The sequence below is a fragment of the Sphingomonas sp. TREG-RG-20F-R18-01 genome (genome assembly GCF_022662475.1).
Lineage (GTDB): Bacteria > Pseudomonadota > Alphaproteobacteria > Sphingomonadales > Sphingomonadaceae > Sphingomonas.
On sequence record NZ_JAKNQQ010000001.1, the window covers coordinates 818,819 to 844,929 of the forward strand.

The following is a 26,111-nucleotide window of genomic DNA, read 5'->3' on the forward strand; positions in this document are numbered from 1 at the left end:
GATGCGCCTGACCTCGGCCGCCAGGCTCACCGCGGCGCTTCGATCGTTTCGATGATCGTCGCGACGACGTCCTCGATCGCGCGCCCGTCGATTTCGGCGGCGGGCGAGAGGATCAGCCGGTGCCGCAGCAACGCCGGCGCCAGCGCCTTCACGTCGTCGGGGATCACGAAATCGCGTCCATCGATCGCGGCCCGCGCGCGCGCCGCGCCCGCCAGCATCGCCCCCGCGCGCGGCGATGCGCCGCTTTCCAGATCGGCGACCCCGCGCGTACCCCGTACCAGCGCCGCGATATAGTCGATCACCTCATCGACCAGCCGCACGCTCGCGACCGTGTCGATCGCCGCGCCGATTGTGGCTGCATCGGTGCGCGGTTCCACGCCCCATTCCTCCGGCGCCATCGCCTGCTGCTGCGCGCCGTGCGTCGCGATGATCCGGCGCTCCTCGGCGGCGGAGGGATAGTCGACGGTCTGCTTGAACAGGAACCGGTCGAGCTGGGCCTCGGGCAAGGGATAGACGCCCTGCTGCTCGATCGGGTTTTGCGTCGCCACCACCATGAAGCGCGCGCCCAGCGGCAGGCTCTCGCCGTCTATCGTGACCGTGCGCTCCTGCATCGCCTCCAGCAGCGCGGCCTGGGTCTTGGGCGGGGTGCGGTTGATCTCGTCGGCGAGCAGCAGATCGGTGAAGATCGGACCACGCGTCAGCGTGAAGGTGCTGGTCTGGAAATTGAACAGGTTCGCGCCGATGATGTCGCCCGGCATCAGGTCGGGCGTGAACTGGATCCGCCCGAAATCGAGACCGACGACGCGGGCGAAGGTCCGCGCCAGCAGGGTCTTGGCGGTTCCAGGTGGTCCCTCCAGCAGCACATGGCCGCCAGCGAACAGCGCGACCAGCAGGATGTCGACGCTTGCCTCCTGCCCGACCACGGCCTTGCCGATCTCCCGCCGGATCGTCTGCGCGAGGTCGCGCACGTCTTCTACCGTCACCGTGTCTTCTCCCATAACCATTGGTGCAGCGCCTGCGCCGCCGCCAGCATGTCGCGCGGATGCCGCGCCGCCCGGGCGTCCTCGGCCAGCGCGGTGAACCGCGCACGCCCTGCCAGGGCGTCGAGATACCCGTCGAGCGCGCCGTCGCGCAGCCGGGCGGGCACGCCAAACACGCCGACCGCCCGCTCGCGCACGACATCGGCATAGCGGTCGCCCAATCCCCCCTGCCGCCCCGCCTTGCGCACCAGCGCGGCGGCATTGTCGATCAGCGCGGCCTTGCCGAACGCAATCGCGCGGGCGCGCCGGCGCGGCGCGGCGAACGAGGCGGTCGCCTGGATCCCAGCAAGCAGCAGCGCGGCCGCAAGCGCAAGCGTCATCGCGAGGAACGGCGGCTCCAGCGCTAGCTTGAGCGGACTGGGGGAACGGCCGAAACCGTTGAGCGTGACGTCGAACACGATCGAAGTCGCGCCGGTCGAATTGAGCCAGTCGAGCAGCGCGAGCGCCGCCCGTGCCTGTCGGGCGTCGCGCATCCCGAGGTTGGACAACAGGTCGGGATCAGCGAGAACATAGAGCGGGCGGCTGCCGACCTGCGCGAGCACGACATGCCCGGCCTGATCGCTCAGCACCGGGCGCATCCCCGGCCCGGTGATCGTCTGCATCGCGCGCGGTGCGGTGAAGCGCAGCGTCGCGGGCATCCACCCCAACGTCTTCAGCGGCTGCCCGCCACCGCGATAGTGCCGTACCCGCAGCGGATATTGCGGGGCGAGCACGCCCTCCGGCTGCGCGGCGGGCAGGACGGCGATGTAATCGGCCCAGCCGTCATGCCGCTGATCCTTCACCGTCAGCCATTTCGGCAGGACGACGAGCGTCGGCTTGACCGCGCGCTGCGCCAGGACGGCGGTCATGTCGGTGGCGGCGCTTTCGGGGGTCAGCACGACCAGATCCTCGGTCCCCAGCGCATGCGGGTTGCGGACGATCTGTGGATTGCGGCCGGTCGCCGCGGCCAGACGGACGAGCCCACTGAACCCCACGGCCGCGTTGGACAGCGCGTGCGCCCCGCCGTTGCGACCCGACCGCCAATCGGGCGCATAGGCGCCCAGCACCACCATCCCGACGAATGCGGCGATACCGACGACCAGGAGGATGGCGACGGTGCGAACCCCGAACGCCCCCTGCTCCGCAGTCCGCGCGATGGCGATATCGCTCATGCGCGCCAGGTCCCGGGCAAGGCGAAATCGGCGTAAGCGGCGCGCGCGCGCGCCCAGTCCGTGGCATCGACCGGGCGGTTGCCGAACAGGCTGCGTTCCACCAGCGCCGCAATGCCGGCGAACAACCCCCGCGCCGCGGGCGGAACCGCATCGGCCGCGCCCAGTTCGCGGCTGGTCAGCGCGGGACGGACGAGGCGGGGCCGGCGGCGCGCGATGTCGTCGACCGACCGGATCAGCAGCAGATGCACCGCCTCGGCGAAGCGCCCTTCGTCGGCCAGCGCATCGGCCTCGCGCAACCACGCGCGGGCCGGGCCGGACTCGGGTTGCCAGTCGGGTGCCTGGTCGAGCGGGGCCGCCTGGCGGGCGCGGGGGCGGTACGGCCAGCGCCATTCGCCATGCCGGATGCGTTGATAAGCCATCCACGCCACCACCAGCGCCAGCGCGACGATCACCGTCCACAGGAAGATCCTGGCATAAGGCGCGGCCGGCATCTGGCGCGTGATCCAGCCGAGCAGCCGCCCGAGCGGTTCGAGCACGCGTCCGAGCCAATGCAGGAATTGCGACACCCACTGCGGCGGCTGTGGCGGCGGAGTCGGCTGTCCAAGCACGAACTGGACGTTCGGGTCAGCCCTGAGCGCCGCATGGGCGGCAGCGAACCGGTCGCCATCGGCGGCCGCCTGTTGCGCTGTTCCCCCGCTCACTCGGCTTCCCCTGGCAGCACCCGTCGCTACGCCCCGAGCCTAAACCAACACGCGGGGCGCGCAATCGCCAAATTGCGCTTTACAGCAATCCGTGGCCGCCTAGGTTCGGTGGCGCATCGTGCGCAGAGGGGTTCCATGGCCACCGTCCCATCCGTTTCCGACCGTCGCGTGTCGCTTGGCCGGGTGCTGAACCGCGCGTTCGCCGCTCTGGGCGCCAATGCGGTCACGATGTTCGGCATTGCCTTCCTGTTCAGCGCGCTGCCGATCGCGCTGCTCAGCCTGTGGCAGTCGGGCATGGGGCCAACCCGCGATTTCGGCACGAACGCCGTGATGATGGGCGCCATCTATCTCGCCAGTTTCGTCCTGACGCAACTGGCGCAGGGCGGCCTGGTCCGCGCGACGATCGCGCATAGCGATCAGCGCCGGGTCTCGTTCGGCGATTGCATCGCCACCGGCGCCCGCTTCGCCCTGCCGCTGCTCGGGCTTGGTTTGCTGCTGGGCCTGGCATTGCTGGTCGGCTTCGCCTTCTTCATCGTCCCGGGCGTCATGCTCTATCTCGCCTGGGCGGTTGCGGTTCCGTCGCTGGTGGTCGACCGGTCGGGCGTATTCGCGGCGTTCGGGCGCAGCGCGTTCCTCACCCGCGGGGCACGCTGGAACATCTTCGGTCTGGGGCTGCTGCTGCTCGTGCTCTATTACGTGCTGATCGCGGCGGTCGGGGTCATCACGCTCGCCGTCACGGGGCTGCCCACGGTCGCGCGGGGGATCGAAGGCTTCACGACCCTGTCGACGCTGCTGACCGCCGTATCGACCACGATCACCACCGCCACGGTCGCCGCGATCCAAACGTCGCTCTACGTCGAGCTGCGCGACTGGAAGGACGGACCGCAGGTCGATCAACTCTCGGAAATCTTCGCCTGACGCCGCCGCCGTGGCGGGTCGAGACCGTGCGCAAGCAATGCGGTCTTAATCTTGGCCGAAATTCCGGCTAGAGGCGCCGCATGACGTCCCTTGCCGCTCCGCGCCGTGCGCGATCCCGCTCCCTGCTGTGTCTTCCCGCGGCCGCCCTGCTTACGGTCGGCGCTGCGCCATCCGGCGGCGTGCTGCACGTCCAGGTCGACAATGTCCGCGCGCGGACGGGCCGGGTCCATGTCGACCTGTGCACCCAGGCCCAGTTCCTCAAGGATTGCCCCATCGCCGCGGACAGCGCCGCGCAGGTCGGAATGACGACCGTGACGCTGCGCGATCTCAAGCCCGGCCGCTATGCCGCGCAGGTCTATTACGACCAGAATGGCAACGGGAAGGTCGACCGCGCGCTGTTCGGCATCCCCAAGGAAGGCGTCGGCTTTTCGAACGATGCCAAGATCCGCATGTCGCCCCCGAAATGGGAGGAGGCCGTGTTCGACTATGACGGGCGCGAACGAACGATCCGGTTGAAGCTGCGCTATTTCCTGGGCCCGAACGCCCCCGCGGCACAGCAGTAGCCGCGGCATGATCGCCCGCCTGCTCCAGCGGCTCGTCGCGCTCGGCGTGCGAACGCCGTTCGCGGTCCTCGGCCTGTGCCTTGCCCTCGTCACGGGGGCGATTCTCTACGCCGCGGGGCATTTCGCGATGACGACCGATACCGCGGCGCTGATCTCGCCCACGATCGGCTGGCGGCAGCAGGAGAAAGCGGTCGAACAGGCGTTCCCGCAGCTCAAGGACGTATTGCTCGTCGTCGTCGACGGCAAGACGCCCGAACTGGCCGAAGCCGCGACCGCCAGGCTCAGCGCCGCGCTCACCGCCGACACGAAGCATTTCCGCACCGTCCAGCGGCCCGATGGCGGCGCGTATTTCGACCGCGAGGGGCTGTTGTTCGGTTCGGTCGACGACGTGCGGAGCTCGACCAAGGCCTTGATCGATGCGCAACCGCTCCTCGGCCCGCTCGCGAGCGACCCGTCGTTGCGCGGGATCGCGGGAGCGTTCTCGACGATGCTGACCGGCGTCGAGCGCGGCGACATCCCGCTCGCGCGGATCGCGCGCCCGATGCGGACGATGGCGGACGCGCTCGATGCCTCGGCGGCAGGGAAGCCCGCCTATTTCTCGTGGCAGGACCTGTTCGCGGGCACCGGCCAGACCGCCCCGCCCCGCCGCCGCCTGATCCTCGCGCAGCCACGGCTCGACTATGGCGCGCTCCAACCCGGCGAGGACGCGGTCGGCGCGATCGTCGCGCAGGCGGCCGGGCTCGGGCTCGATCCGGCGCATGGCGTCACCGTCCGCACCACCGGCGAGGTCCCGCTCGCGGACGAGGAGTTCGCGACGCTCGAGGAGAATATCGGCTGGGTCGGTGCGGTGATGGCGCTGGCGATGGTAGTGACCCTGTGGTTCGCGGTGCGCTCGGCCAAGATCGTCGCGGCGATCCTGCTGACGATCGTCGCGGGACTGATCGTCACGACCGCGCTCGGGCTGCTCGCGGTCGGCGCGCTCAACCTCATCTCGGTCGCGTTCATCCCGTTGTTCGTCGGGCTTGGGGTCGATTTCGGGATCCAGATCGCGGTGCGCTTCAACGCGGAACGGCTGGAGGGTGCGGGCACTGGCCCCGCGCTCGAACGCGCGGCCAGTGCGCTCGGCGCGCCGCTGGCGTTGGCGGCGGGGGCGGTGTTCCTCGGGTTCGGGGCGTTCCTGCCGACCGACTATGTCGGGATCGCGGAGTTGGGGATCATCGCGGGGCTCGGCATGCTGGTCGCGCTCGCGGCGAGCGTCACGCTGCTTCCGGCGTTGCTCATGCTGTTCAAGCCCGGAGCACCACGCCGCGAGGTCGGGTTCGCCGAGGCAGCACCGCTCGACCGCTGGTTGCACGCGCATCGCAAGACGGTGCTGTGGGCGTTCGCGCTCTCGATGGCGGGGAGCATCGCGCTCCTGCCGTTCGTCCAGTTCGACTTCAACCCGCTGCATCTGCGTGCCAAGGACGGCCCGGCGATGCGCGCGCTGGCGGACCTGATGCGCGACCCTCTGCGCACCCCCAATACGATCAACGTGCTCGCCCCCAATGCGCAGGTGGCCAAGGCGCTCGCCGCAAAGCTGTCCGCGCTGCCCGAGGTCGCCGAGGCGGTGTCGATCGACGGTTACGTCCCGCAGGATCAGGATGCGAAACTCGCGCTGGTGCAGGATGCATCCTTGTTGCTGGATGCGACGATCAATCCGTTCGACCTCGCGTCCGCGCCGGGCGATGCCGACAACGCCGCCGCCTTGCGCAAGACCGCGAGCGATCTCCGCACCGCCGCTGCCGCGCATCCGGGCGCCGCCGCTGCCGATGCGACCCGACTCGCGACCGCGTTCGAGCGGCTTGCGGCGGGTGCGCCCCGGCTCCGCGTCGCCGCGACGGCGCTGCTCGTCCCGCCGCTCGGGACGATGCTCGACCAGATCCGCGCGGCGCTCCAGGCGGAGCCGGTAACGCGCGAGACGCTCCCACCCGAGATCGCGGGCAATTGGGTGGCGAAGGATGGGCGCGCGCTGGTGCAGGTCTTCCCCAAGGGCGACAGCAACGACAATGCCGTGCTCCGCCGCTTCACCGCCGCGGTCCGCACGGTCGCGCCGACCGCGAGCGGCCTGCCCGTCGCGACGCAGGAGGCCGCCCGGACGGTCGCCTGGGCATTCGTCGAGGCGGGGATCCTTGCGCTCGCGCTGGTCAGCGTGTTGCTCTTCGTGGTGCTGCGCGACGTTCGCGAGGTCGCGTTCACGCTCGCGCCCGTGGTGCTGTCGGGGTTCCTGACGCTCGGGAGTTGCGTATTGATCGGGCAGCCGATCAATTTTGCCAACATCATCGCCTTCCCGCTGCTGTTCGGGGTGGGCGTCGCATTCCACATCTACTTCGTGATGGCGTGGCGCGGCGGCGCGACCGACCTGCTCCAGTCGAGCCTTGCACGCGCTGTGCTGTTCAGCGCGCTCGCGACCGGGAGTGCGTTCGGGAGCCTGTGGCTGTCGCATCATCCGGGGACCGCGAGCATGGGGAAGATCCTGATGATCTCGCTCGCGTGGACCTTGGTGTGCGCGCTGATCTTCGAGCCGGCGTTGCTGGGGCCGCCGCGCAAGAAGGCGTGAAGGCTCAGCGACGCGGAGCCCGGGCGTTCATCGCGCCACGGTCGTCATTTCCGCGAAGGTAGGAATCCATTCCCTATGTCGCTCGGTAACAGGCACGGTCTGCCAGTATGGATCCCCGCCTCCGCGGGGATGACGGAAAAGGGCGGAAGACGTTGCCGGTTCCAGACGGGCAATTTCAACCATAAGTCCGCTTACCGGGATGGAGCGACCGGTGCCGGTGTCGCCGCCGGGTCCTGCAACGGATCGGCCAGCGGATCCGCCGCCCGCGGAGTCGCGGGCGCAGGCGTCGGCGGTTCGGCAACCCGCGCGGGCGCCGCCGGATCGGCCAAAGGATCCGCCAACGGATCGGTCGCCGCCGCCCCGGGCGTCGGCACCGCTACCGGTGCCCCACCCGCCGGATCGGCCAACGGGTCCGCCAGCGGATCCGACAGCGTACCCGCCGCCGCGCCCTGTCTGCCATGCGTCTCCGCGATCCGCCCCGCCCGGTCCTGCAGATAGGACGAGCGCAGCGTCGCGTACGGATCGACCGCACCCGCGACCAGCGCGTTCAACTCGCCATCCGCCTCGACCCGCAGATCCAGCCCGGTCAGCACGCCTTCCGAAATACGATATTCCGCGCGGTCGAACGGCGTGCCGATCGTGAACGCGAGCGTCTGGCTCTCCGCGATCCCGGCACCCAGGTCGCGGAAGTCGCTCGGCCCGAAGAACGGCAGGAAGATGTACGGCCCCGGTCCGACGCCATAATGGCCGAGCGTGTCGCCGAAGCTGTTGTCGCGGTGCGGAAGCCGGAAATCCTGCGTCTTGGCGACGTCGAGCAGACCGCCAAGGCCCACCGTCGTGTTCACCACGAACCGTCCGAGAGTCTTCACCGCGCGCTTTGGCTTGAGTTGCAGCACGTCGTTGGCAAAGACCAGCGGCTCGCCGACGTTGGAGAAGAAGTGCCGGATGCCCTCGCGCGCGACCTTGGGGACGACCGTCTTGTAGAGCATCGCGACCGGGCGGAACAGGATCCGGTCGAACAGCTGGTTCACGGAGAACATCCGGCGGTTGAACCCCTCGAGCGGATCGCCCTTGGTGCGGTGATGCCGCGCGCGTCCCGTGTCCGGGGCCTGCGCCGCCCCCGCGCGCACCGCGGTTGCCGCCCCGGGGCGCGGTGCCGACGTGTCCGCAGCCGCCTGGACCGGCATTCCCTGTGCCGCGAGCGGTGTCGCGATCAGCGCCGCCGCGACCGCAAGCACGCTGCATTCCCCCCGGAGTCCCACGATGCTTAGCGACCGCTCTTGGTGGCGAGAACGTCGAGATGCGCGATCAGCGCCTTGGCGCCACCCTTGGCGAACACGCTAGCGAAATCAGCGCGGCGGGTCGCGAGTTGGCTGATCGCGTTACGATAATAAACGTCGATCACGCGCCACTTGCCGCCGCTCTGGCGCAGGCGATAGGCGATCGGCACGGCATCGTCCTTGGGCGCCGACAGCGTCGTGCGCACCAGCTTGTCCGCACCGCGCGTCTCGATCCGCGGGTCGATCGTGATCGTATGGCCGGACCAGCTGCTGAAGTTGGTGGCATATTGCGACACCGTCATCCGCCGCATCGCCGAGACGAGCGCGGTCTGGTCGGCGGGCGCGACCTTGACCCAGTCCGGCCCGACCGACAGCCGGGTGATCAGCGGGATGTCGAACGTCTGGTCGACCACCGGGCCGATCTTGCTCGCGCGCCCCTGCAGACCGAGGCTGCTGCCGCCCTTCATGATCGCGAGCAGGCCGTCGTCGAGCGTCTGCACCTGTGCGCGCGCCGGATCTGCGGTCTGCGCCAGCGCTGGGGCGGCGACCGAACACAGCACGCCGGCCACGACGGAACGGATAGCAAAAGTCATGCAAGAACTCCTTGGGGAGACGGAACGACCGCACCCCGCTGTGGGCCGCGCGGTATCATTCCATGTGCGCTAGCACAAACCGCTGTAGCCCCGATGAACGACCAGAATCGGCCACGGATCCGGCGCGAAACTGGCCGCGGATGCCAACATGGTGATAAATGAAGGAGATTTCATGCTTTCGCATATGTTGCAGCGCGACTAGAATATCTATCTGGGGCGTGCGTGACGAACCAGCCCGGTCCTTCTATGGCGGGCATCCGGTTTCAGCACGAGAGCGGACGGAAAGGTTTTTTGCTTGCAAGTGATTCTCGCCAACCCGCGCGGGTTCTGCGCCGGCGTTGTTCGCGCGATCGAGATCGTCGAACGGGCGCTCGATCGTTATGGTGCCCCGGTCTATGTCCGGCACGAGATCGTCCATAACCGCCACGTCGTCGACACGCTGCGTGGCAAGGGCGCGGTGTTCGTCGAGGATCTGGACGAAGTGCCCGAGGGCGCGATGACGGTCTTCAGCGCGCACGGCGTCGCCCGCACGGTCGAGGAAGAGGCCAAGCGCCGCAACCTGCCCGTATTCGACGCGACCTGCCCGCTCGTCACGAAGGTCCATCTGCAGGGCCGCCGCTATGCCAAGGCCGGACGGACGCTCGTGATGATCGGGCATGAAGGCCATGCCGAGGTGATCGGCACGCGCGGACAGGTCGACGTCCACGTCCACCTCGTCTCGACCGAGGAAGACGTCGCCGCGCTCGACCTGCCGCTCGATACGCCGCTCGCGTACATCACGCAGACCACGCTCAGCGTCGACGATACGCGTGGCGTGATCGCGGCGCTCGGCAACCGCTTCAGCGACCTGATCGGCCCGGACGTTTCCGAAATCTGCTACGCGACGCAGAACCGCCAGAGCGCGGTGCGCGACCTGTGCAAGGTCGCGGACCTGATCCTCGTCGTGGGGTCCGAAAACAGTTCCAACTCGAGTCGCCTGCGCGATCTCGGCGCGGACGAGGGGCTGCCGAGCTATCTCGTCGCGGATGGCAGCGCGATCGATCCTGCCTGGTTCGAGGGGATCGAACGCGTCGGCCTGACCGCGGGTGCCTCCGCCCCCGACGAGCTGGTCGACAGCGTGATCGCCGCGTTGCGCAAGCTCGGCCCGGTCGAGGTCAGCCAGCTCGCCGGCGTCGACGAATCGATCCAGTTCGGCCTGCCGCGCGAGTTGCGCGACGTGCCTACCCCTACCCAAGCCGCTGTAATAAGCGCATAGGAGCCGACATGAGCCTCCCCATCGCCCCGCTGGCGCGCATCGGCGCCTATACCCTCAAGAACCACATCAAGGGCGGCAAATACCCGCTCGTGCTGATGCTCGAGCCGCTGCTGCGCTGCAATCTGGCGTGCCCCGGTTGCGGCAAGATCGACTATCCCGACGCGATCCTCAACCAGCGCCTGTCGTTCGACCAGTGCATGGACGCGATCGACGAATGCGGCGCGCCTGCGGTCTCGATCGCGGGTGGCGAGCCTTTGCTCCACCGCGACATGCCCAGGATCGTCGAAGGCTATATCGCCAAGAAGAAGTTCGTCATCCTGTGCACCAACGCGCTGCTGATGAAGAAGAAGATCGACGACTATAAGCCGTCGTCCTACTTCACCTGGTCGATCCATCTCGATGGCGACAAGGGCATGCACGACCATGCGGTCGATCAGGCGGGCACCTATGAGGTCGCGATCGAGGCGATCGAGATGGCCAAGGCCAAGGGCTTCCGCGTCCAGGTCAATTGCACCGTGTTCGACGGGGCGGATTCGACCCGCCTCGCCGGCTTCTTCGACGAGATGCAGAAGCGCGGCGTCGAGATCACCATCTCGCCGGGCTATTCGTACGAGCGCGCCGCCGACCAGGAGCATTTCCTGACGCGCGAGCGCACCAAGAACTTCTTCCGCGACGTGTTCCGCAAGGGCGATGGCGGCAAGGCGTGGACCTTCACCAACTCGCCGCTGTTCCTCGATTTCCTCGCGGGCAACCAGACCTATGAGTGCACCCCCTGGTCGATGCCGCTGCGCACCGTCTTCGGCTGGCAGAAGCCGTGCTACCTCGTCGGCGAAGGCTATGTCGACACGTTCGCCGAACTGATGGAAGGCACCGACTGGGACCAATATGGCGTCGGCAAGTACGAGAAGTGCTCGAACTGCATGGTCCATTGCGGGTTCGAGGGTACGGCCGCCAGCGACTCGATCCGCCATCCGCTCAAGATGTTCACGATCGGGCGGAAGGGCGTGCGCACAGAAGGGCCGATGGCGCCCGACATCGACCTGAGCCACGCGCGCAAGTCGACCGACGTCCACTCGCTCCATGTCGAGCGTGAGCTCGCCAAGATCAAGGCGGCGGATCCCGAGGGCTTCAAGCGCACCCAGCGCGCCGCCTGAGGGAACGCGCGCCGCCCGATGGAGCGATCCGCGGGCGGCGGCGTTGGGCCGTGATGCCACACGCCAGCGACATCGTATATTGCGACGGGCCGGACAGCCCGCACGCCTTCGACATCATCCCGCTCCAGCAGCGCAACGGCATGCTCGATGCGCATTGTCCGATCTGCCACGGCTACGGCCAGTGGAATACCGAGATCGATCTCGTCAGCTTCCGCTGCAAGCGCGCGATCTGCGATCATTGCCACGGTGCGGGCTGGGTCGAGACCGGGAACGACCCGATCGAGGTGCCCGACATCGTGCTGGCCCCCGAGGGCTATCCCAAATGGATCATGCGGCTTGTCCCGCGCGAGGAAGCGGGACCGCAGCGGTAGGAAGGGATTTACGTGGGCATTTGCGCAACGAACTGCGCAAACCCCTTCGCCTCCATCAGATCAAACGTCCGGCCGAGCGCCTTGAATGCCGCCCCTGCATCCCGCCCGGTGCGGATCAGCGCGGGCAGCTGCGCGGGGTTGCGCGCAAGCGATGCGAGAATCGACCCGAGCGCCACGCCGCCGTCGGGTTTCATCCCCACCAGCGCGGCGGGGGGAAGCGCTTGGTCGGCGCTGTCGGAAATGGTGCGGATGATGGCGAACGGAAGATCGTGTCGCGCGGCGACGCGGGCGGCGATGTGGGATTCCATGTCGACTGCGATTGCACCGGTATTGGCGTAGAGCGCAGCTTTTTCGGCGACGGAGGCGATGATGGTGTCCGCGCCGACTACGGTGCCGAAATGAGCGTCGGGCAAGCTCTGAAGGAGCCACTCAACCAACGCCCCCCCCACTCCGCTTCCCCGGCGGAGGCCGGGGCCCAGTCGCGAAGGTGGTTGTAAATGAACGCCACGCGAGATGCTCTTCTGTTCCTCGACTGGGCCCCGGCCTTCGCCGGGGAAGAAGGTAGGGTGAAGCACCCCCACCACCACATCCCCCGCGCACAACGCCGGATCGAGCGCCCCCGCCACCCCGCACGACAACACCAGCGAAGCACCTCCAACCGCCGCCTCGAGCTCGCGCTCCAGCCGCGCAGAATCCCCGCCGCCCGCCACGACCACGAACCCCGGCCGCGCGAGGATCGCCGCCTCGCGCACCAGCCCGCAGGCGACGAGCACGCTCACATCCCGAACGCCGGCCGCGCGCTGTTCGAGCGTTTCAAATTGCGATACCGCGCCACCGCCCAAAGCGGGAAATACGCCGGATAGCCATGATAGCGCAGATAGAACACGCGCGGGAATCCGCCGCCGGTGTACATCTCCTGCCCCCACAGCCCCTCGTCGTCCTGCGTCGCGATCAAGTGGCGCACGCCGCGCTCGACCGCGGGATGATCCACCTTCCCCGCCGCCATCAGCGCGAGCAGCGCCCAGCCGGTCTGCGACGCGGTCGACGGCGCGGGCGTGTAGCCCTTGTAGTCGAGCGCATAGCTGTCGCAGTCCTCGCCCCAGCCGCCGTCGAGGTTCTGGATGTGAAGCAACCAGTCCGACGCCTTGCGCACCATCGGATGCCGCCCGTCGAGCCCGGCGGCATTGAGCGCGCACAGCACCGACCAGGTGCCATAGATGTAATTCACCCCCCAGCGCCCGAACCAGCTGCCATCGGGCATCTGTTCCTTCTCGAGGAAGCCCATTGCCGCTGCCATGCGGGGACTGTCGATCGGCTCGCCGAGTTGCGCGAGCATCGACACGACGCGCGCGGTGACGTCGCTGGTCGGCGGGTCGAGCAGCGCGCCGTGATCGGCGAAGGGGATGTTGTTGAGGTAGTGATAACTGTTGTCCGCATCGAACGCGCCCCAGCCGCCGTCCTTGCTTTGCAGGCCGACGGTCCATTCGACGCCGCGGAAGATGGCGTGGTCGTAGTTTTCGTCCGTTCCCCTCAGGGAAAGAGCTGCACTCCCTTCTCCCCTCCCCTTCAGGGGAGGGGTTGGGGGTGGGGCCGTCTCACCTTGCCCCGGCGTCGAGTTGGCTGCACGGCCCCACCCCAACCCCTCCCCTAAAGGGGAGGGGCTAAAGGGAACCGCACGGTCCATCGCCATCACCACCACGGCAGTGTCGTCAAGATCCGGATAATGCGCGTTATTATACTGGAACGCCCACCCCCCAGGCCGGACATCGGGCTTCTCGTCCGCCCAGTCGCCTTTCACGTCGAGCACCTGCAACGGCTTCAGCCACGCCAGCCCCGCAGCCGCGCGCGCCTCGGCCTCCTCGCCCCCCGCCTCGAGCATCGCATGCGCCGCAAGAGCTGTATCCCACACCGGCGAAACGCACGGCTGGCAATAGGCCTCGTCGTCCTTGACCACGAGCAGCTTCTCGACCGACCGCCGCGCCACCGCGCGCGCCGGATGGTCCTCGGGATACCCCAGACAGTCGAACATCATCACGCTGTTCGCCATCGCCGGATAGATCGCGCCGAGCCCGTCCTCGCCGTTGAGCCGCTCGGTCACGAAGGTGACGCACGCCTCGATCGCACGCGCCCGCGTACCCTTGGGCCACAGCGGCTCGACGCCCTTGAGGACCACGTCGAGCCCGTTGAAGAAGGTCGTCCAGCCCGGCTTGGTCCCTGCGGCCTTGCTCGTCAGCTTCGCACGTTTCGCGGTGTACAATTCATCGACCCGCACGCCCGACGGATTGCGCGCGACCGGCTTCTTCGCCGCGAGCACCAGCAACGGCACGATCACGGTGCGCGCCCAATAGGACATCTTGGAGAGATGCACCGGGAACCAGCGCGGCAGCAGGATCAGCTCGACCGGCAAGGTCGGCACCGAACTCCACGGCGCGCAATCGAACAGCGCGAGCTGGATCCGCGTGAACACGTTGACCGCCGCCGCGCCGCCCGCCTTGTGGATCGCCGCGCGCGCGCGCGCCATGTGCGGCGCGTCCACGTCGTCGCCGATCATCTTGAGCGCGAAATACGCCTTCACGCTCGCGCTCACGTCGAACGCGCCGCCGTGAAACAGCCCCCAGCCATGATGCGCCGCCGACTGGATCCGCCGCAGGTACACGCCGATCTTGCGCTCGATCTCGGCATCGCGCGGTTCGCCGAGATAATGCCGCAGCAGCACATATTCCGCCGGAATCGTCGCATCGGCCTCGAGCTCGAACACCCAATGCCCGTCGTCCTTCTGGCGCCCCGCCAGCGCGGCGGCGGCACGCGACGCGGTCGCGTCGGCGGCGGCGACGAGATCGTCGCGGTCAAGGTTCAGCGTCTGTAGTCCCATGTGCGTGGCCTTAGCCGAGCGTCGCGGTCCGCGCCAAGCGGGCAGCGGCCTCGCCCGAACGAATCGCACCCTCGATCGTCGCGGGCAAGCCGGTCTGCGTCCAGTCCCCTGCGAGGAACAGGTTGCCGAACCGAGTCCGCGTTCCCGGGCGGCGCGCGTCCTGTTCGGGCGTCGCCGCGAACGTCGCGCGCTTTTCCTTGACGATCTGCCACGCGGGCATTTCGGCGGGGCCACCGTGGACCGCGCGGATATCCGACCAGAACGCGCGCGCCAGCGCGGTCCGGTCGCGGTCGACCAGGTGATCCGCCGCGCTGACCGTGATCGAGATGCGGTCAGGGAAGGCGAAGATCCACTCGGCGGTCCCGCCGAGGATGCCGACCATCGTCTGCACGCCGGGCGGCGGAGCGATCGCGAAATGCGCGTTGACGATCGCGCGGAAATCGTCGGGAACGGTCAGCTCGGGGACGAGGTCGGCCGCGACCCAGGGCGGCACCGCGAGAATGATCGTCTCGTCCGGCGCGACCGCTTCCTCGCCCCGGCCATAGTCGAGCGCGACGACCCGGTCGCCGTCACACCGCAGCGCGCGCAGGCGTGTCCCCAGCGACAGCGACGTGCCCTTCCCCGCCAGCCACGCCAGCGCCGGATCGACAAACGCCGCCGCCAGCGTCGGCTCGGCGATCTGCGGCCGCATTGCGCGCCCGCCGCGCCCCAGCGTTTCGCGGATCACACGCGATGTCAGCACGGCCGATCCGCTCGCCGACGCGGTGTTGAGCGCGGCGAGCAACACCGGATCGATCAATTTGTCCCACACCGGCCCGCTCGGATCGACCCGGTCCGCGACGATCTGCCCGGGCTTCCCCCCGGCGAGCCCCGCGAGACGCAGATAGTCGCGCACCGTCGTCCCCGGCACGCGGCGTCCGTCGCGGCAGATCCACCACGGCACCGGCCCGTCGTTGATCCGCACCGACCAGCGCGACCCCGTCCTGATGTCGGCAAAGGCGAAATCGGCATGTTTCGGCCCGCTCAACCGATCGCGGGCGCCGATCGTGTCGAGATAGCGATGGACCGCCTTGTTCCCCGACAGGACGAGGTGATTGCCATTGTCGATCGTCCGCCCGAGCTGCGGGTCGTGATAGCTGCGACACCGCCCGCCCGCCTGCGCCGCGCCGTCGACGAGCGTGGCCGCGATGCCCTCACGCGCGAGCTCGACCGCGGCCGAAAGCCCGGCCATGCCCGCGCCGATGATCCGGACGCGCTTCGGAACCGACTCGCGCTTCAACGGAACAGGCTGAGCCGCAGCACAGTCAGCAGCAAAGCTGGCTTGTTGACCCGGATGCGCGTGCGCGGCGCCCCCCAACCGGCCGCCTCCATCCGCCGCAGCAGGGGCGCATAGACCGCCGCCATCAACCGCGGCGCCAGCAGATGCCCGCGCGGTCTTGCCGCCAGGATCGTCTGGGCCGCCGCGAAATGCTCGTGCGCTTTTGCCGCGAGCATCCGGCACGCACCCTCGATCCGCGGATCCGCCACGAGAATCAGCGGTTCATCGAGCGCGACCCCCGCCGCCACCAGCGGTTCGCGCGGGAGATAGACCCGGCCGATCGTCGCATCCTCGTCGATGTCGCGAAGAATGTTGGTGAATTGCAGCGCGCGCCCGAGATGATAGGCCAGTTCGATTCCGGGGCGCTCGTCCATCCCGAAGATCTTGACCGACAGCCGCCCGACCGCCGATGCGACCCGGTCGCAATACAGATCGAGCGTATCGAACGCGGGCCAGCGGATGTCGCGCTCGACATCCATCGCCATGCCGTCGATCACCGCGAGGAAATCCACCTTCTCCAGCTTGAAGCGATCGACCGCCGCGACGAGCAGCGCCGCCTGGCCGGGGTCACGCCCGGCATAGAGCGACTCGATGTCCGCCCGCCACGCATCGAGCGCAACCGCGCGGTCTGCCCGGTCGCCGCCCTCGTCGTCCGCAATGTCATCGACTTGCCGGCAGAAGGCATAGACCGCGTACATCGCCTCGCGCTCCGCCTTGGGGAGCACGCGCATGCCCGCATAGAAGGAGCTGCCCGAGACTTGCGCCTGCAACTGGGCGGGGGTGGCCTTTGGGTTCATGCCCGACCCTTAACCATTTGCGTGACCGCCGCCAACGCCGCAAGACCAAGCGCCTCGGGCGCACGGTGGTGAACCCGCTGCGACAGCGGATCCCGCCGTTTCAGCCGCGCGTTCAGGCTGACCGCGAGCCGGTGGATGATCGCGACCTCCGCCGCGAGCCGCCGGTCGCGGATCTGCCGCGCGAACCCGGTCGACTGCGCGAGCAGCGCATCGGTGCGCGTCGCCATGTCGACGATCACCGCGCGGAGCGCCGGCGTCGCCGCAGCGCCACCGAGATCCTCGACGCGCGCGCCATGCTGCGCAAGGATATCGCGCGGCAGATAGACCCGCTGGATCGCGCGATAATCCTTGCCGCAATCCTGGACGTGGTTGATCACCTGAAGCGCCGCGCACAGCGCGTCCGACGCCGCCCAGGTGGCATGATCCTCGCCGTGGACGTCGAGCACGTAGCGCCCGACCGGCATCGCCGAATAGCGGCAATATTCCATCAGCCCGGGCCAGTCGTCATAACGGTCGACCGTGCAATCGCGCGCGAAGGCGACCAGCAGGTCGGTCGCGTGTTGCGACGACAGGTCGTGCGCGGTCATCGTCCGCCGCATCGCCAGCGCGGTCGCCTCCGCGTCGCTGTGCCCGAGGATCGTCGCGCGCATCGTGCCGAGCAGCGCGAGCTTCTCGTTCGCCGACGCCGCCGGATTGTCCGCCACATCGTCCGCCGCGCGCGCGAAATGGTAGAAGGCCATCACCGGCGCGCGGTGCGCTTTCTTGAGCAGCACCGAGGCGACCGGGAAGTTCTCGTCCTTATGCCCCTTGCCTGAGGCGAGTGTCGCTGCGGTCATGACGGCAAGCCTTCTTCATGGCGCGCCGCCTGGACGCGCCCCTTCCACAGTCCGCCGCGGCCGCGACCGTGCTGCCACGCCGACAGCAGGGTACACCCGGCATAAAAGGTCGCGATCGCCGGCAAAGCCGGTCCCCAGAGCGGCGAGCGTCGGTAGAAGCGCAGCATCGGCTGGAACGCCAGCGCCATCAACGCCCAGGCGGCGATCGCGGTCATCCGCGTTTCGCCCTGTCCGAAGATCGCGAGAAGCGGCGGCGCAAGATAGGTGATCGCAAGGCCGATCGTCGTCCCCGCCAGCAATACCGGCGAATAGCTGAGTTGCGCATAGGCCGAGCGCGCGATCATCTGCGCGACCGAGTCCCAGCTGTCGTAGCGACGGATGCTGACGGCGCGGTCGGTCAGGCCGAGCCAGATCGCTCCTTGCGTCTTCATCAGCGCGCCGAACGCGCAATCGTCGATCAGCGCGGAGCGCACCGCCGCGATCCCGCCCGCAGCGTCGAGCGCCGTACGCTCGACCAGCATCACGCCGCCGGCCGCCGCAGCGCGGCCCGAGGCGCGCCGGTTCACCGCCGCGAAGGGATAGAGCATCTGGAAAAACCACACGAACGCGGGGATCAGCGCGCGTTCGGCCAGGCTCTCGCAGCGCAGCCGCGCCATCAGCGAGACGAGCACCCGCTCTTCCGCGACCGCGCGCGCGACGAGCGTGCGCAGCGTGTCGGGGGCGTGCGCGATGTCGGCGTCGGTAAGGAGGAGATAGTCGGGCGCGGTGCCAGCGGCGGCGATTCCTTGCGAGACCGCCCACAATTTGCCAGTCCAGCCGTTCGCCAATGCCGCGCCCGTCACGACCTGCAACCGGTCGCCACCCGCGGCGCGTGCGATGTCGGCGGTGCCGTCGCTGCTCGAATCATCGACCAGGATGATGCGGAAGTCGCCCGGATAATCCTGCGCAGCGAGACTGCCGATCGACCGCGCGATCACCTCGGCCTCATCGCGTGCGGGCACGATCGCGACGACGTAAGGCCACGGCCCGTCTTCTCCCCTCCCTGCAAGGGAGGGGTCGGGGGTGGGTGGGTATGGAGAGAGCGCATCCGCCGCCACGGGCCAACCCACCCCCGGCCCCTCCCTTCCCGGGAGGGGAGCAAGAGGGGACGTATCGCGCTCGCTGGTCTGCCAGAACCCGTCGCGCGCGAACACCAGCACCAGCCAGATCGCCAGCGACAGCAGCGCAATCCAGAACACGATCATCGCGCACATCCCGATTGCCAGGAGGAGCGTCGCCCTTCTCCTCCCCTCCCTGGAAGGGAGGGGTCGGGGGTGGGTCGGTGTGAAGAGCGCGCAGCCGCCGCCACGGGCCGACCCACCCCCAGCCCCTCCCTTCCAGGGAGGGGAGCCAGGTCCATCGTATCGCGCTCGCGCGTCTGCCAGAACCCGTCACGCGCGAACACGAGCACCAGCCAGATTCGCCCTCCTCCTCCCCTCCCGGGAAGGGAGAGGTCGGGGGTGGGTCGGTGTGAAGAGCGCGCAGCCGCCGCCACGGGCCGACCCACCCCCAGCCCCTCCCTTCCAGGGAGGGGAGTGCGCGCAGGTCGGTGCGGGCGCTTGAAGACAATCACGCGAGCATCCCCGCCTGCCGGAACCACGCCACCGCATCTTCCAGCGCCACTCGGTAAGGCCGCGCGCGGTAGCCGAGCTCGGCTTCCGCCCGCGCGCTCGAATAGTACATGTCGTGCGCCGCCATTCGCAGCGCATCCAGCGTCAGGAACGGTTCCTTCCCCGTCGCCCGTGCGATCTGCTCATTCGCCCACGCCAGCGGAAACAGCGGGCCGCGCGGAATCTGCACCGTCGGGGCCTTGCGCCCTACTACCGCGGCGACGGTCGCGAGCATCTCGCGCAGCGACACGTCCTGCCCGCCGAGCACGTAGCGTTCGCCGATCACCCCGTGCGTCATCGCCGCGATATGCCCGTCCGCGACGTCGTCGACGTGCACCAGGTTCAGCCCGCTTTCGACGAACGCGGGCATGCGGCCGGACGCCGCCTCGACGATGATCCGCCCGGTCGGCGTCGGTCGCGCATCGCGCGGGCCGATCGGGGTCGACGGGTTGACGATCACCGCGGGCAGCCCGCGTTCGCGCACCATCGCCTCGACCAGCCGCTCGGCGACGACCTTGCTCCGCTTGTACGCGCCGACCGCCTGCTCGGGGGTCGCGGGCCGAGTCTCGTCGGATGGCTTGCCGTGATCGGGCCGCAACGTCGCGACGCTGCTGGTATAGACGATCCGCCCCACCCCGGCGTCGAGCGCGGCCATCATCACGGTCTGCGTGCTCAGCCGGTTGTTGCGGACGATCTCCTTCATGTCCGGCGCCCAGATGCGATAGTCGGCGGCAACGTGGTACAGCGCCCCCACCCCCGCCATCGCCCGCGCCATCGCGCCCGCGTCGCGCGCATCGCCCTCGACCAGTTCTCCGGGGAAATCGATCAGGTTGGTCCGCGCGCTGCTCGCGCGTGCCAGCCCCCGGACACGCACGCCCGACGCGGCCAGCCGCCGCGCGACCGCCGAGCCGACGAAGCCGGACACTCCGGTAACAAGCGTGATGGGTCGATCGGTCACTCAGCCTCCACTCTGCGCGCGCTGTAGAACGCCCGGCGACAAGCGCAAACACTCTCGCTCAATCCGCGTCAAACAAAGGCCGCCGTGGCCAGAACATGACAGCTTTTTCACACGTACGCGCCTATACCGGTCATTCCGGCGACGCTACGGGAGGGGCATCGTGATCCATATCCTGCATCTTTCAGGGCACGCGCTCGGCTGGCTGGCGATCGTCGTGGCCGCGCTCGGCGTCGTCTATTCATCGGCCGCCGCGATCGTCTTCAAACGCTATTTCGCGAGCGCCACGCCCGCCCCGGTGCGCCACGAGGCGGTCACGCTGCTCAAGCCGCTCTATGGCGACGAGCCACGGCTGTACGACAATCTGGCGAGCTTTCTCACGCAGGAGCATCACGGCCCGGTCCAGCTGCTGTGCGGGATCCAGCGCAAGGACGATCCGGCGATCCAGGTGGTCGCGGCGCTGAAGGCGGCCTATCCCGCCGCCGATATCGACCTGGTGCTCGACGGCACCGTCCACGGTGCGAGCGGCAAGCTTTCCAACCTCATCAACATGGAACCGTTCATCCGTCACGACACCGTCGTGCTGAGCGACAGCGACATCGCGGTGGCGCCCGATTATCTCGCGCAACTGCTCCGCGCGCTCGACGCGCCCGACATCGGACTCGTCACTTGCGTCTATGCCGGGCGCGGCGATACCGGCTTCTGGTCGCACTTCGGCGCGGCGGGGGTGAGCTACCAGTTCATGCTCGGCCTCGTCTTCGGAGTCGCGAACAAGCTGGCAGCACCCTGCATGGGATCGACGATCGCGATGACCCGCGAGACGCTCCGCCGGATCGGCGGGTTCACGCGCTTCGCCGACAAGCTGGCGGACGATTATGCGATGGGCGAAGCGGTCCGCGAGCTCGGGCTCGAGATCGCGGTACCCGCAATGCTGGTCGACCATGCCTTTGACGAAACGAGCTTCGCGGCGCTGTGGCGCCACGAACTCCGCTGGGGCGCGACCGTCCGCGACGTCGCCTTCTGGCCCTATGTCGGGATCATCATCGGCCTGCCGCTCCCGGTCGCGGTTCTCGCGGTGCTGTACTGGCCGACGGTCGGGCTGATCCTGTGTGCGCTTGCGGTCGTTGCACGGTTGGTGGTTGTGCGGAACGTGAATGCGACTGTAGGGAGGCGCATCGCTCCGTGGTGGATGGCGCTGGCGCATGATGGCATGAGTTTTGCCCTTTATATCGCGAGCTTCTTCGTCCGATCGGTTGATTGGCGCGGCGCGACCCTTACAATGAAGAATGACGGCCGCATTGTTGCGGCGCACAAGATTCAGAATGCGGAGCAACGGGCATGATGCGGGCGCTTTTTCTCCAGGCGCCGTCTTTTGACGGTTACGACGGTGGCGCGGGTGCGCGCTACCAGATGAAGCGGGAGGTCAAATCCTTCTGGTATCCGACCTGGCTCGCGCAGCCGGCGGCAATGGTCGAAGGCTCCAAGCTGATCGACGCGCCTGCGCACGACCAGTCGTGGGACGACATCGCGCATGAGTTCGACGATCGCGATCTCGTGATCCTCCACACCTCGACGCCGTCGTTCAACCAGGACATCCGCACCGCCGCGCTGATCAAGCAGCGCAACCCGCGGATCCTGATCGGCTTCGTCGGCGCAAAGGTCGCGGTCGAGCCCGACAAGAGCCTTGCCGCCACCCCCGACGTCGATTTCGTCGCGCGCGAGGAATATGACTTCACGATCCTCGAGATCGCGCAGGGCAAGCCCTTGCGTGAAGTCGACGGCATCACCTGGCGCGATTCGGACGGCGCGTTCATCCGCAACCGCGACCGCGCGATGATCGAGGATATGGACTCGCTGCCGATGGTCTCGCCGGTCTACAAGCGCGACCTGCAGATCGAAAAATATTTCGGCGGCTATCTGCTGCACCCGTACGTCAGCTTCTATACCGGACGCGGCTGCAAGAGCCGTTGCACCTTCTGCCTGTGGCCGCAGACGATCGGTGGGCACACCTACCGCTTCCGCTCGGTCGCCAAAGTGATCGAGGAAGTCGAGTACATCATCCGCGAGATCCCCGAGACCAAGGAGATCTTCTTCGACGACGACACGCTGACCGACAACCATGCGCGCGTCGAGGAACTTGCGATCGCGCTCGGCAAGCTTGGCTTCGGCAAGCCCGGCTTCAAGATGTCGTGGAGCTGCAACGCCAAGGCCAACGTCCCGCGCAAGACGCTCGAAGTGTTGAAAGCGAACGGCCTGCGCCTGCTGCTCGTTGGATACGAGAGCGGCAACCAGCAGATCCTGCACAACATCAAGAAGGGCCTGCGCACCGACGTCGCGCGGCAGTTCACCAAGGACTGCCATGAGCTTGGCGTGGTGATCCACGGCACCTTCATCCTGGGGCTCCCGGGGGAGACGCTCGAGACGATCGAGGAGACGATCAACTACGCCAAGGAGATCGATCCGCACACGATCCAGGTGTCGCTCGCGGCACCCTATCCCGGCACATTCCTGTACAAGCAGGCGACCGAGAACGGCTGGTTCGACAATTCGCATGAATTGCTGACCGACGGCGGCAACCAGATCGCGCAGCTCAGCTACCCGCATCTGTCCTCGACGGTGATTTTCGACAAGGTCGAGGAGTTCTACAAGCGCTTCTACTTCCGCCCGTCGAAGATCTGGGAAATCGTCCGCGAGATGCTGACCGACTGGGACATGATGAAGCGCCGCCTGCGCGAAGGCGTCGAGTTCTTCGATTTCCTGCGGCGTCGCAAAGAGGCCGTGTAAAGCAGCGCGTGTAAGGCTGGGGCAATGACGACGCTGGCGCGGATGACGGTCAACGAGCGGCTGGAAGCGATGGGCCGGCTCGAGGAATGGAACAGGGCGGTCGAGGCGCGCGACCTCGACGCCATGGTCCTGCTGTTGCGCCGCGTCGCCGCGCCCGACCCGCGCCGGGTCGCGCAAGGCGTCCTTGCCGACCCCGCGTTTTACGGATTTGCCCCGAAATGAAGACCGCGATCATCACTGCCGACGATTTCGGCGTCTCGCTCGAGGTCAACGCCGCGGTCGAGCAGGCGCACCGCGAGGGGATCCTGACCGTCACCAGCCTGATGGTCACGGGTGCCGCCGCAGAGGACGCCGTAATGCGCGCACGGCGGACCCCGACGCTTGGCATCGGCCTGCACATCGCGCTTGCGGAGACGCCCCCGGCGCTGTCGCCGGCACAGATCCCCGACCTGGTCGACGACGCGGGCCGGTTCCGCATCGAGTCGCTCCCCGTCGCGCTCGCGCTGGTCGGCAAGGCCTCGGTCCGTCGCCAGCTCGAGGCCGAGATCGACGCGCAATTCGCTTTGTTCGAGGCGACCGGCTTGCGGCTCGACCACGTCAATTCGCACAAGCACATGCATCTCCACCCTGTGATCGCCGCGACCGTGCTCAAGGTCGGCAAGCGCCACGGCATGACCACCGTCCGCGCGCCGGTCGAGCCGCGCAATGTGCTGGCAAAGTTCGAAAAGGCGACCGGGCTCCATATCGCCAAGCCGTTCGCGCGCAGCGTCCAGCGCCGGATGCGTGGCGGCGGCATGAAGGTGCCCGACCATACGTTCGGCCTCGCCTGGTCGGGCGCGATGCATACCGAACGGCTGCGCGGCGTGCTGCGGCATCTTCCCGATGGCGTCAGCGAAGTGTATCTTCACCCGGCGACCGGACACTATCCACTGTCCGCCCCCGGCTATCAATATGAAGCCGAGCTGGCGGCGCTGCTTGACCCGGTCGCTCGTGGCATCGTTACCGACACTCACATCCGACTGGCGCGTTTTGCCGATCTGTAAACCGGGAGAGCCCCGATGAATTTCATTCCCAAGTCGATCGCGCCTGCAGGCCCCGCGCCCGGCGTCCGCATCAAGCTCGGCAGCCCCGAACACAAGACGCTGTTCTGCCGCACGATGCTCGACACGCACGATCCCTATCGCCCCGCGCTGATCGACTGGCCGGTGCTCGAACCCGAAACGCGCAACAAGATCGTCTCGCTGCCGATCTGGGATATCGCCGTGGCCACGGAAGGCCGCGCGGGGATGAACGTCAAGACGTACGGCGAGCAGATCCACGATCCGCTGCTCCGCGACGCGATCGACATGAACGCGTATGAGGAAAGCCGCCACAAGATCGTGCTCGCGGACATGGTCACCTTCTACGGCATCGTCCTCCAGCCCGAGGAGGAATACAAACGCCCGCGCGACCCCGAATTCGCGTTCATGCGGACGGGTTTTTCCGAGTGCATCGACAGCTTCTTCGGATTCGGCCTGTTCAAGGTCGCCGCCGACACCGGCTTCTTCCCGGAGGAACTGATCGACACGTTCGAGCCGGTGATGCGCGAGGAAGGCCGCCACATCCTGTTCTTCGTCAACTGGGTCGCGTGGCACCGTCGCAACATGCCGCTGTGGCGTCGCCCGTGGTTCGAGCTCAAGGTCTGGGCGGTGTGGATCGCGCTGATCTGGGAACGGATCGACATGGCCAAGGGCATGGGCGACGACAATACCAAGGCACAGGAGAACAATTTCACGCTCAACGGCTCGAAGGAGCTCGGCGTCGAGATCGAATTCCCCGAACTGGCGGCGATCTGCCTCGCGGAGAACGACCGGCGGCTGGCGGTCTATGACCCGCGGCTGATCCGGCCGAAGTTCGTGCCGGGGATGATCCGGCTGGTGCTGCGCTTCATGGGGAAGAAACCCGTTCGCGTCTGAGCGTTGCGGCCGATCCAAACGGTCGTTTGCCGCCCCGGATCATCGTCGCAGCGTCTTCCCGAGCCATGCCGCCATGTCATCGAGCGGTTGGGCTGCGACCGGCGGCAGCGTATCGTTCTGCGCCGACGCCACCTCACCCAATGAATGGCCGAGCTTGGGATAAGCGATGAGCTTGACTCGCTGACGCACGGTCGGCTGGTGGACAAATGTAATCGCCGCGCCGGGATCGATCATCGAATCGTCCATGCCTTGAAGGATGAGGATCGGGGCATCGGTCGCCGGAAACGCGTCAGCGACACCTCGCAAGGCGCGCGCGGTCGATGACATGCCAAGCCCGCTGTTCGGCGAGTCGACATACCAGGATGCGATCACGGGATCGGCTTCGGCAAAGGTGACACGTCCGTCGGCATTGCCGTCGAGCAGCGGATTGACCCGCTCACCGGGTCGAAACCCCTTGAACATTCTCACAAAAACGTGCGCGAGATCGCCGCCGGGGCCAGCGTCGGCGCGCGCGATCGCATCGCCGTCCAGTGCGCCGTCGACCGCGAAGCGTTCGAGATACGGCTTTCCGATCCGTAGATATTGCGCCTGCGCGACACGCGCGGGCGACTCGACTACCGGCGCCATCAGGACCAGGCCGCGCACCGAACGGTCGCCTGCGGCAACCGCCATCGCCACCGTCGTCCCCTCGCTCCAGCCGACCAGGCCAAGCGGCAGATCGCGCAGATCGGAACGGCCGCGGACGAAGGCGATCGCAGCACGGCCGTCAGCCGCCAGATCGACGCCGTTCAGCTGATCGAATTTCGCTCGATCGACGGTCGTCGGGCCGGAGACGTAGCGCTTGTTGTAGCGGAAGGAAACGAAGCCGGCGCAGGCAAGACGATCGGCCACCTGCAACATCGGTCGCGAGACGATCGTCCCCCCGACGCCCGCGATGGCGCCGTCCATGTCGGCGACGTCGGAACCGGCGAACAGGATGAGCACGCCACGCGCCGCCACGCCCGCAGGCGGCATTTCGACTTCGGCCGCGCTGCTGAATCCGGGAAGCGGCAACTGCGCTAATTGACGGCGCGGTGCGCAATCGCTCGCCCGCGCAGCCCCTCCGAGGCCGACCAGCATGGCAATCGCGATGACCCCGTAATACCTGCGCATCCCCCTACCCTTTCCTGCCGTCATTCCGTTCGCGCGGCGTTGCACCGACATGTCTGCCAGCCCCCGGCGCGGTTCGCAATCGGCCCGCGTGCCTTGCGATCGGCGCGGAGCTTGCCGCGGCGGTGTCGCACCGGTGACCGTCGCGGCACCGCTTCGGGCCTTTGTGGCGTA

At 67.9% G+C, this 26,111-nt stretch carries 24 protein-coding genes; 11 read left to right on the plus strand and 13 right to left on the minus strand.

Annotated elements, in window-relative coordinates:
• Positions 1-26 precede the first annotated feature (26 nt).
• Genes L8K25_RS04205 through L8K25_RS04215 form a run of 3 tightly spaced genes read right to left on the minus strand, consistent with a single transcriptional unit; the run spans position 27 to position 2,892 of the window.
• Positions 27-983, minus strand: a complete 957-nt coding sequence (locus L8K25_RS04205; protein WP_242137893.1) for a MoxR family ATPase — start codon at positions 981-983, stop codon at positions 27-29.
• Positions 980-2,191, minus strand: coding sequence for a hypothetical protein (locus tag L8K25_RS04210; protein WP_242137636.1), 1,212 nt, complete (start codon positions 2,189-2,191; stop codon positions 980-982). The genes L8K25_RS04205 and L8K25_RS04210 overlap by 4 nt, the downstream gene beginning before the upstream one ends.
• Positions 2,188-2,892 carry a DUF4129 domain-containing protein gene (locus tag L8K25_RS04215; protein WP_242137637.1) on the minus strand — a complete coding sequence of 235 codons (705 nt, stop codon included), beginning with the start codon at positions 2,890-2,892 and terminating at the stop codon, positions 2,188-2,190. The genes L8K25_RS04210 and L8K25_RS04215 overlap by 4 nt, the downstream gene beginning before the upstream one ends.
• 135 nt (positions 2,893-3,027) lie before the next feature.
• Between L8K25_RS04215 and L8K25_RS04220 the strand changes: the two genes are divergently transcribed.
• The 3 genes from L8K25_RS04220 (at position 3,028) to L8K25_RS04230 (ending at position 6,969) form a co-directional block, all read left to right on the plus strand.
• On the plus strand, positions 3,028-3,810 hold the full coding sequence (locus L8K25_RS04220; protein WP_242137638.1) for a hypothetical protein: 783 nt from the start codon (positions 3,028-3,030) through the stop codon (positions 3,808-3,810).
• An 80-nt stretch (positions 3,811-3,890) separates the two neighbouring features.
• On the plus strand, positions 3,891-4,373 hold the full coding sequence (locus L8K25_RS04225) for a DUF2141 domain-containing protein (protein ID WP_242137639.1): 483 nt from the start codon (positions 3,891-3,893) through the stop codon (positions 4,371-4,373).
• A gap of 7 nt (positions 4,374-4,380) precedes the next feature.
• Positions 4,381-6,969 carry an MMPL family transporter gene (locus L8K25_RS04230; protein ID WP_242137640.1) on the plus strand — a complete coding sequence of 863 codons (2,589 nt, stop codon included), beginning with the start codon at positions 4,381-4,383 and terminating at the stop codon, positions 6,967-6,969.
• A gap of 191 nt (positions 6,970-7,160) precedes the next feature.
• Here L8K25_RS04230 and L8K25_RS22675 read toward each other — a convergent pair whose 3' ends face one another.
• Positions 7,161-8,207: a VacJ family lipoprotein gene (locus L8K25_RS22675; protein ID WP_347341137.1), complete on the minus strand. Its 1,047-nt coding sequence runs from the start codon at positions 8,205-8,207 to the stop codon at positions 7,161-7,163.
• A 29-nt stretch (positions 8,208-8,236) separates the two neighbouring features.
• The gene (locus L8K25_RS04240; protein WP_242137641.1) at positions 8,237-8,842 is read right to left on the minus strand and encodes an ABC transporter substrate-binding protein; all 606 of its coding nucleotides are present in this window, start codon (positions 8,840-8,842) and stop codon (positions 8,237-8,239) included.
• 295 nt (positions 8,843-9,137) lie between these two features.
• Between L8K25_RS04240 and ispH the strand changes: the two genes are divergently transcribed.
• From ispH to L8K25_RS04255, 3 genes are read left to right on the plus strand one after another with little or no spacing between them, the layout of a single operon-like run.
• Positions 9,138-10,097 (plus strand): 4-hydroxy-3-methylbut-2-enyl diphosphate reductase, encoded by a 960-nt coding sequence (gene ispH, locus L8K25_RS04245; RefSeq protein WP_242137642.1) that lies wholly within the window; start codon positions 9,138-9,140, stop codon positions 10,095-10,097.
• 8 nt (positions 10,098-10,105) lie between these two features.
• Positions 10,106-11,251 carry an adenosyl-hopene transferase HpnH gene (gene hpnH / locus L8K25_RS04250; RefSeq protein WP_242137643.1) on the plus strand — a complete coding sequence of 382 codons (1,146 nt, stop codon included), beginning with the start codon at positions 10,106-10,108 and terminating at the stop codon, positions 11,249-11,251.
• Between the two features lie 53 nt (positions 11,252-11,304).
• A complete protein-coding gene (locus L8K25_RS04255) occupies positions 11,305-11,622 on the plus strand; it encodes a hypothetical protein (RefSeq protein ID WP_242137644.1) in 318 nt (105 codons plus the stop codon).
• Positions 11,623-11,630: 8 nt separating this feature from the next.
• Here L8K25_RS04255 and L8K25_RS04260 read toward each other — a convergent pair whose 3' ends face one another.
• The 7 genes from L8K25_RS04260 to hpnA all read right to left on the minus strand — a co-directional run bounded on the left by L8K25_RS04260 (position 11,631) and on the right by hpnA (position 20,052).
• On the minus strand, positions 11,631-12,401 hold the full coding sequence (locus L8K25_RS04260) for a phosphorylase (protein ID WP_242137645.1): 771 nt from the start codon (positions 12,399-12,401) through the stop codon (positions 11,631-11,633).
• On the minus strand, positions 12,398-14,494 hold the full coding sequence (locus L8K25_RS04265; protein WP_242137646.1) for a terpene cyclase/mutase family protein: 2,097 nt from the start codon (positions 14,492-14,494) through the stop codon (positions 12,398-12,400). The genes L8K25_RS04260 and L8K25_RS04265 overlap by 4 nt, the downstream gene beginning before the upstream one ends.
• Before the next feature lie 10 nt (positions 14,495-14,504).
• Positions 14,505-15,773: a hydroxysqualene dehydroxylase HpnE gene (gene hpnE, locus L8K25_RS04270; RefSeq protein ID WP_277923439.1), complete on the minus strand. Its 1,269-nt coding sequence runs from the start codon at positions 15,771-15,773 to the stop codon at positions 14,505-14,507.
• A complete protein-coding gene (gene hpnD / locus L8K25_RS04275) occupies positions 15,770-16,609 on the minus strand; it encodes a presqualene diphosphate synthase HpnD (RefSeq protein ID WP_242137647.1) in 840 nt (279 codons plus the stop codon). Before hpnD ends, hpnE begins: the two co-directional genes overlap by 4 nt.
• Positions 16,606-17,445 carry a squalene synthase HpnC gene (hpnC, locus tag L8K25_RS04280; protein WP_242137648.1) on the minus strand — a complete coding sequence of 280 codons (840 nt, stop codon included), beginning with the start codon at positions 17,443-17,445 and terminating at the stop codon, positions 16,606-16,608. Before hpnC ends, hpnD begins: the two co-directional genes overlap by 4 nt.
• The gene (locus L8K25_RS04285) at positions 17,442-18,689 is read right to left on the minus strand and encodes a glycosyltransferase (protein WP_242137649.1); all 1,248 of its coding nucleotides are present in this window, start codon (positions 18,687-18,689) and stop codon (positions 17,442-17,444) included. Before L8K25_RS04285 ends, hpnC begins: the two co-directional genes overlap by 4 nt.
• A 364-nt stretch (positions 18,690-19,053) precedes the next feature.
• Entirely contained in the window at positions 19,054-20,052 is a 999-nt protein-coding gene (hpnA, locus tag L8K25_RS04290; RefSeq protein WP_242137650.1) for a hopanoid-associated sugar epimerase, read from the minus strand.
• Between the two features lie 160 nt (positions 20,053-20,212).
• Between hpnA and hpnI the strand changes: the two genes are divergently transcribed.
• Genes hpnI through L8K25_RS04315 form a run of 5 tightly spaced genes read left to right on the plus strand, consistent with a single transcriptional unit; the run spans position 20,213 to position 24,788 of the window.
• Entirely contained in the window at positions 20,213-21,391 is a 1,179-nt protein-coding gene (hpnI, locus tag L8K25_RS04295; RefSeq protein ID WP_242137651.1) for a bacteriohopanetetrol glucosamine biosynthesis glycosyltransferase HpnI, read from the plus strand.
• A complete protein-coding gene (hpnJ, locus tag L8K25_RS04300) occupies positions 21,388-22,833 on the plus strand; it encodes a hopanoid biosynthesis associated radical SAM protein HpnJ (protein WP_242137652.1) in 1,446 nt (481 codons plus the stop codon). Before hpnI ends, hpnJ begins: the two co-directional genes overlap by 4 nt.
• Before the next feature lie 24 nt (positions 22,834-22,857).
• On the plus strand, positions 22,858-23,055 hold the full coding sequence (locus L8K25_RS04305) for a hypothetical protein (protein WP_010162765.1): 198 nt from the start codon (positions 22,858-22,860) through the stop codon (positions 23,053-23,055).
• Positions 23,052-23,876, plus strand: a complete 825-nt coding sequence (gene hpnK / locus L8K25_RS04310) for a hopanoid biosynthesis-associated protein HpnK (RefSeq protein WP_242137653.1) — start codon at positions 23,052-23,054, stop codon at positions 23,874-23,876. The genes L8K25_RS04305 and hpnK overlap by 4 nt, the downstream gene beginning before the upstream one ends.
• 15 nt (positions 23,877-23,891) lie before the next feature.
• Positions 23,892-24,788, plus strand: a complete 897-nt coding sequence (locus L8K25_RS04315; RefSeq protein WP_242137654.1) for a ferritin-like domain-containing protein — start codon at positions 23,892-23,894, stop codon at positions 24,786-24,788.
• A gap of 39 nt (positions 24,789-24,827) precedes the next feature.
• On the opposite strand, the gene L8K25_RS04320 is transcribed toward L8K25_RS04315, so the two are convergent.
• Positions 24,828-25,940, minus strand: coding sequence for an alpha/beta hydrolase (locus tag L8K25_RS04320; protein ID WP_242137655.1), 1,113 nt, complete (start codon positions 25,938-25,940; stop codon positions 24,828-24,830).
• Positions 25,941-26,111 lie beyond the last annotated feature (171 nt).

Bases quoted from the DNA above. Each gene is read 5' to 3' on its own strand.
- L8K25_RS04210 (WP_242137636.1), bottom strand. From the start codon at position 2,191: ATGAGCGATATCGCCATCGCGCGGACTGCGGAGCAGGGGGCGTTCGGG.
- L8K25_RS04220 (WP_242137638.1), top strand. From the start codon at position 3,028: ATGGCCACCGTCCCATCCGTTTCCGACCGTCGCGTGTCGCTTGGCCGG.
- L8K25_RS04225 (WP_242137639.1), top strand. From the start codon at position 3,891: ATGACGTCCCTTGCCGCTCCGCGCCGTGCGCGATCCCGCTCCCTGCTG.
- L8K25_RS04230 (WP_242137640.1), top strand. From the start codon at position 4,381: ATGATCGCCCGCCTGCTCCAGCGGCTCGTCGCGCTCGGCGTGCGAACG.
- L8K25_RS04240 (WP_242137641.1), bottom strand. From the start codon at position 8,842: ATGACTTTTGCTATCCGTTCCGTCGTGGCCGGCGTGCTGTGTTCGGTC.
- hpnH (WP_242137643.1), top strand. From the start codon at position 10,106: ATGAGCCTCCCCATCGCCCCGCTGGCGCGCATCGGCGCCTATACCCTC.
- L8K25_RS04255 (WP_242137644.1), top strand. From the start codon at position 11,305: ATGCCACACGCCAGCGACATCGTATATTGCGACGGGCCGGACAGCCCG.
- L8K25_RS04265 (WP_242137646.1), bottom strand. From the start codon at position 14,494: ATGGGACTACAGACGCTGAACCTTGACCGCGACGATCTCGTCGCCGCC.
- hpnD (WP_242137647.1), bottom strand. From the start codon at position 16,609: ATGAACCCAAAGGCCACCCCCGCCCAGTTGCAGGCGCAAGTCTCGGGC.
- hpnC (WP_242137648.1), bottom strand. From the start codon at position 17,445: ATGACCGCAGCGACACTCGCCTCAGGCAAGGGGCATAAGGACGAGAAC.
- L8K25_RS04285 (WP_242137649.1), bottom strand. From the start codon at position 18,689: ATGATCGTGTTCTGGATTGCGCTGCTGTCGCTGGCGATCTGGCTGGTG.
- hpnJ (WP_242137652.1), top strand. From the start codon at position 21,388: ATGATGCGGGCGCTTTTTCTCCAGGCGCCGTCTTTTGACGGTTACGAC.
- L8K25_RS04305 (WP_010162765.1), top strand. From the start codon at position 22,858: ATGACGACGCTGGCGCGGATGACGGTCAACGAGCGGCTGGAAGCGATG.
- hpnK (WP_242137653.1), top strand. From the start codon at position 23,052: ATGAAGACCGCGATCATCACTGCCGACGATTTCGGCGTCTCGCTCGAG.
- L8K25_RS04315 (WP_242137654.1), top strand. From the start codon at position 23,892: ATGAATTTCATTCCCAAGTCGATCGCGCCTGCAGGCCCCGCGCCCGGC.
- L8K25_RS04320 (WP_242137655.1), bottom strand. From the start codon at position 25,940: ATGCGCAGGTATTACGGGGTCATCGCGATTGCCATGCTGGTCGGCCTC.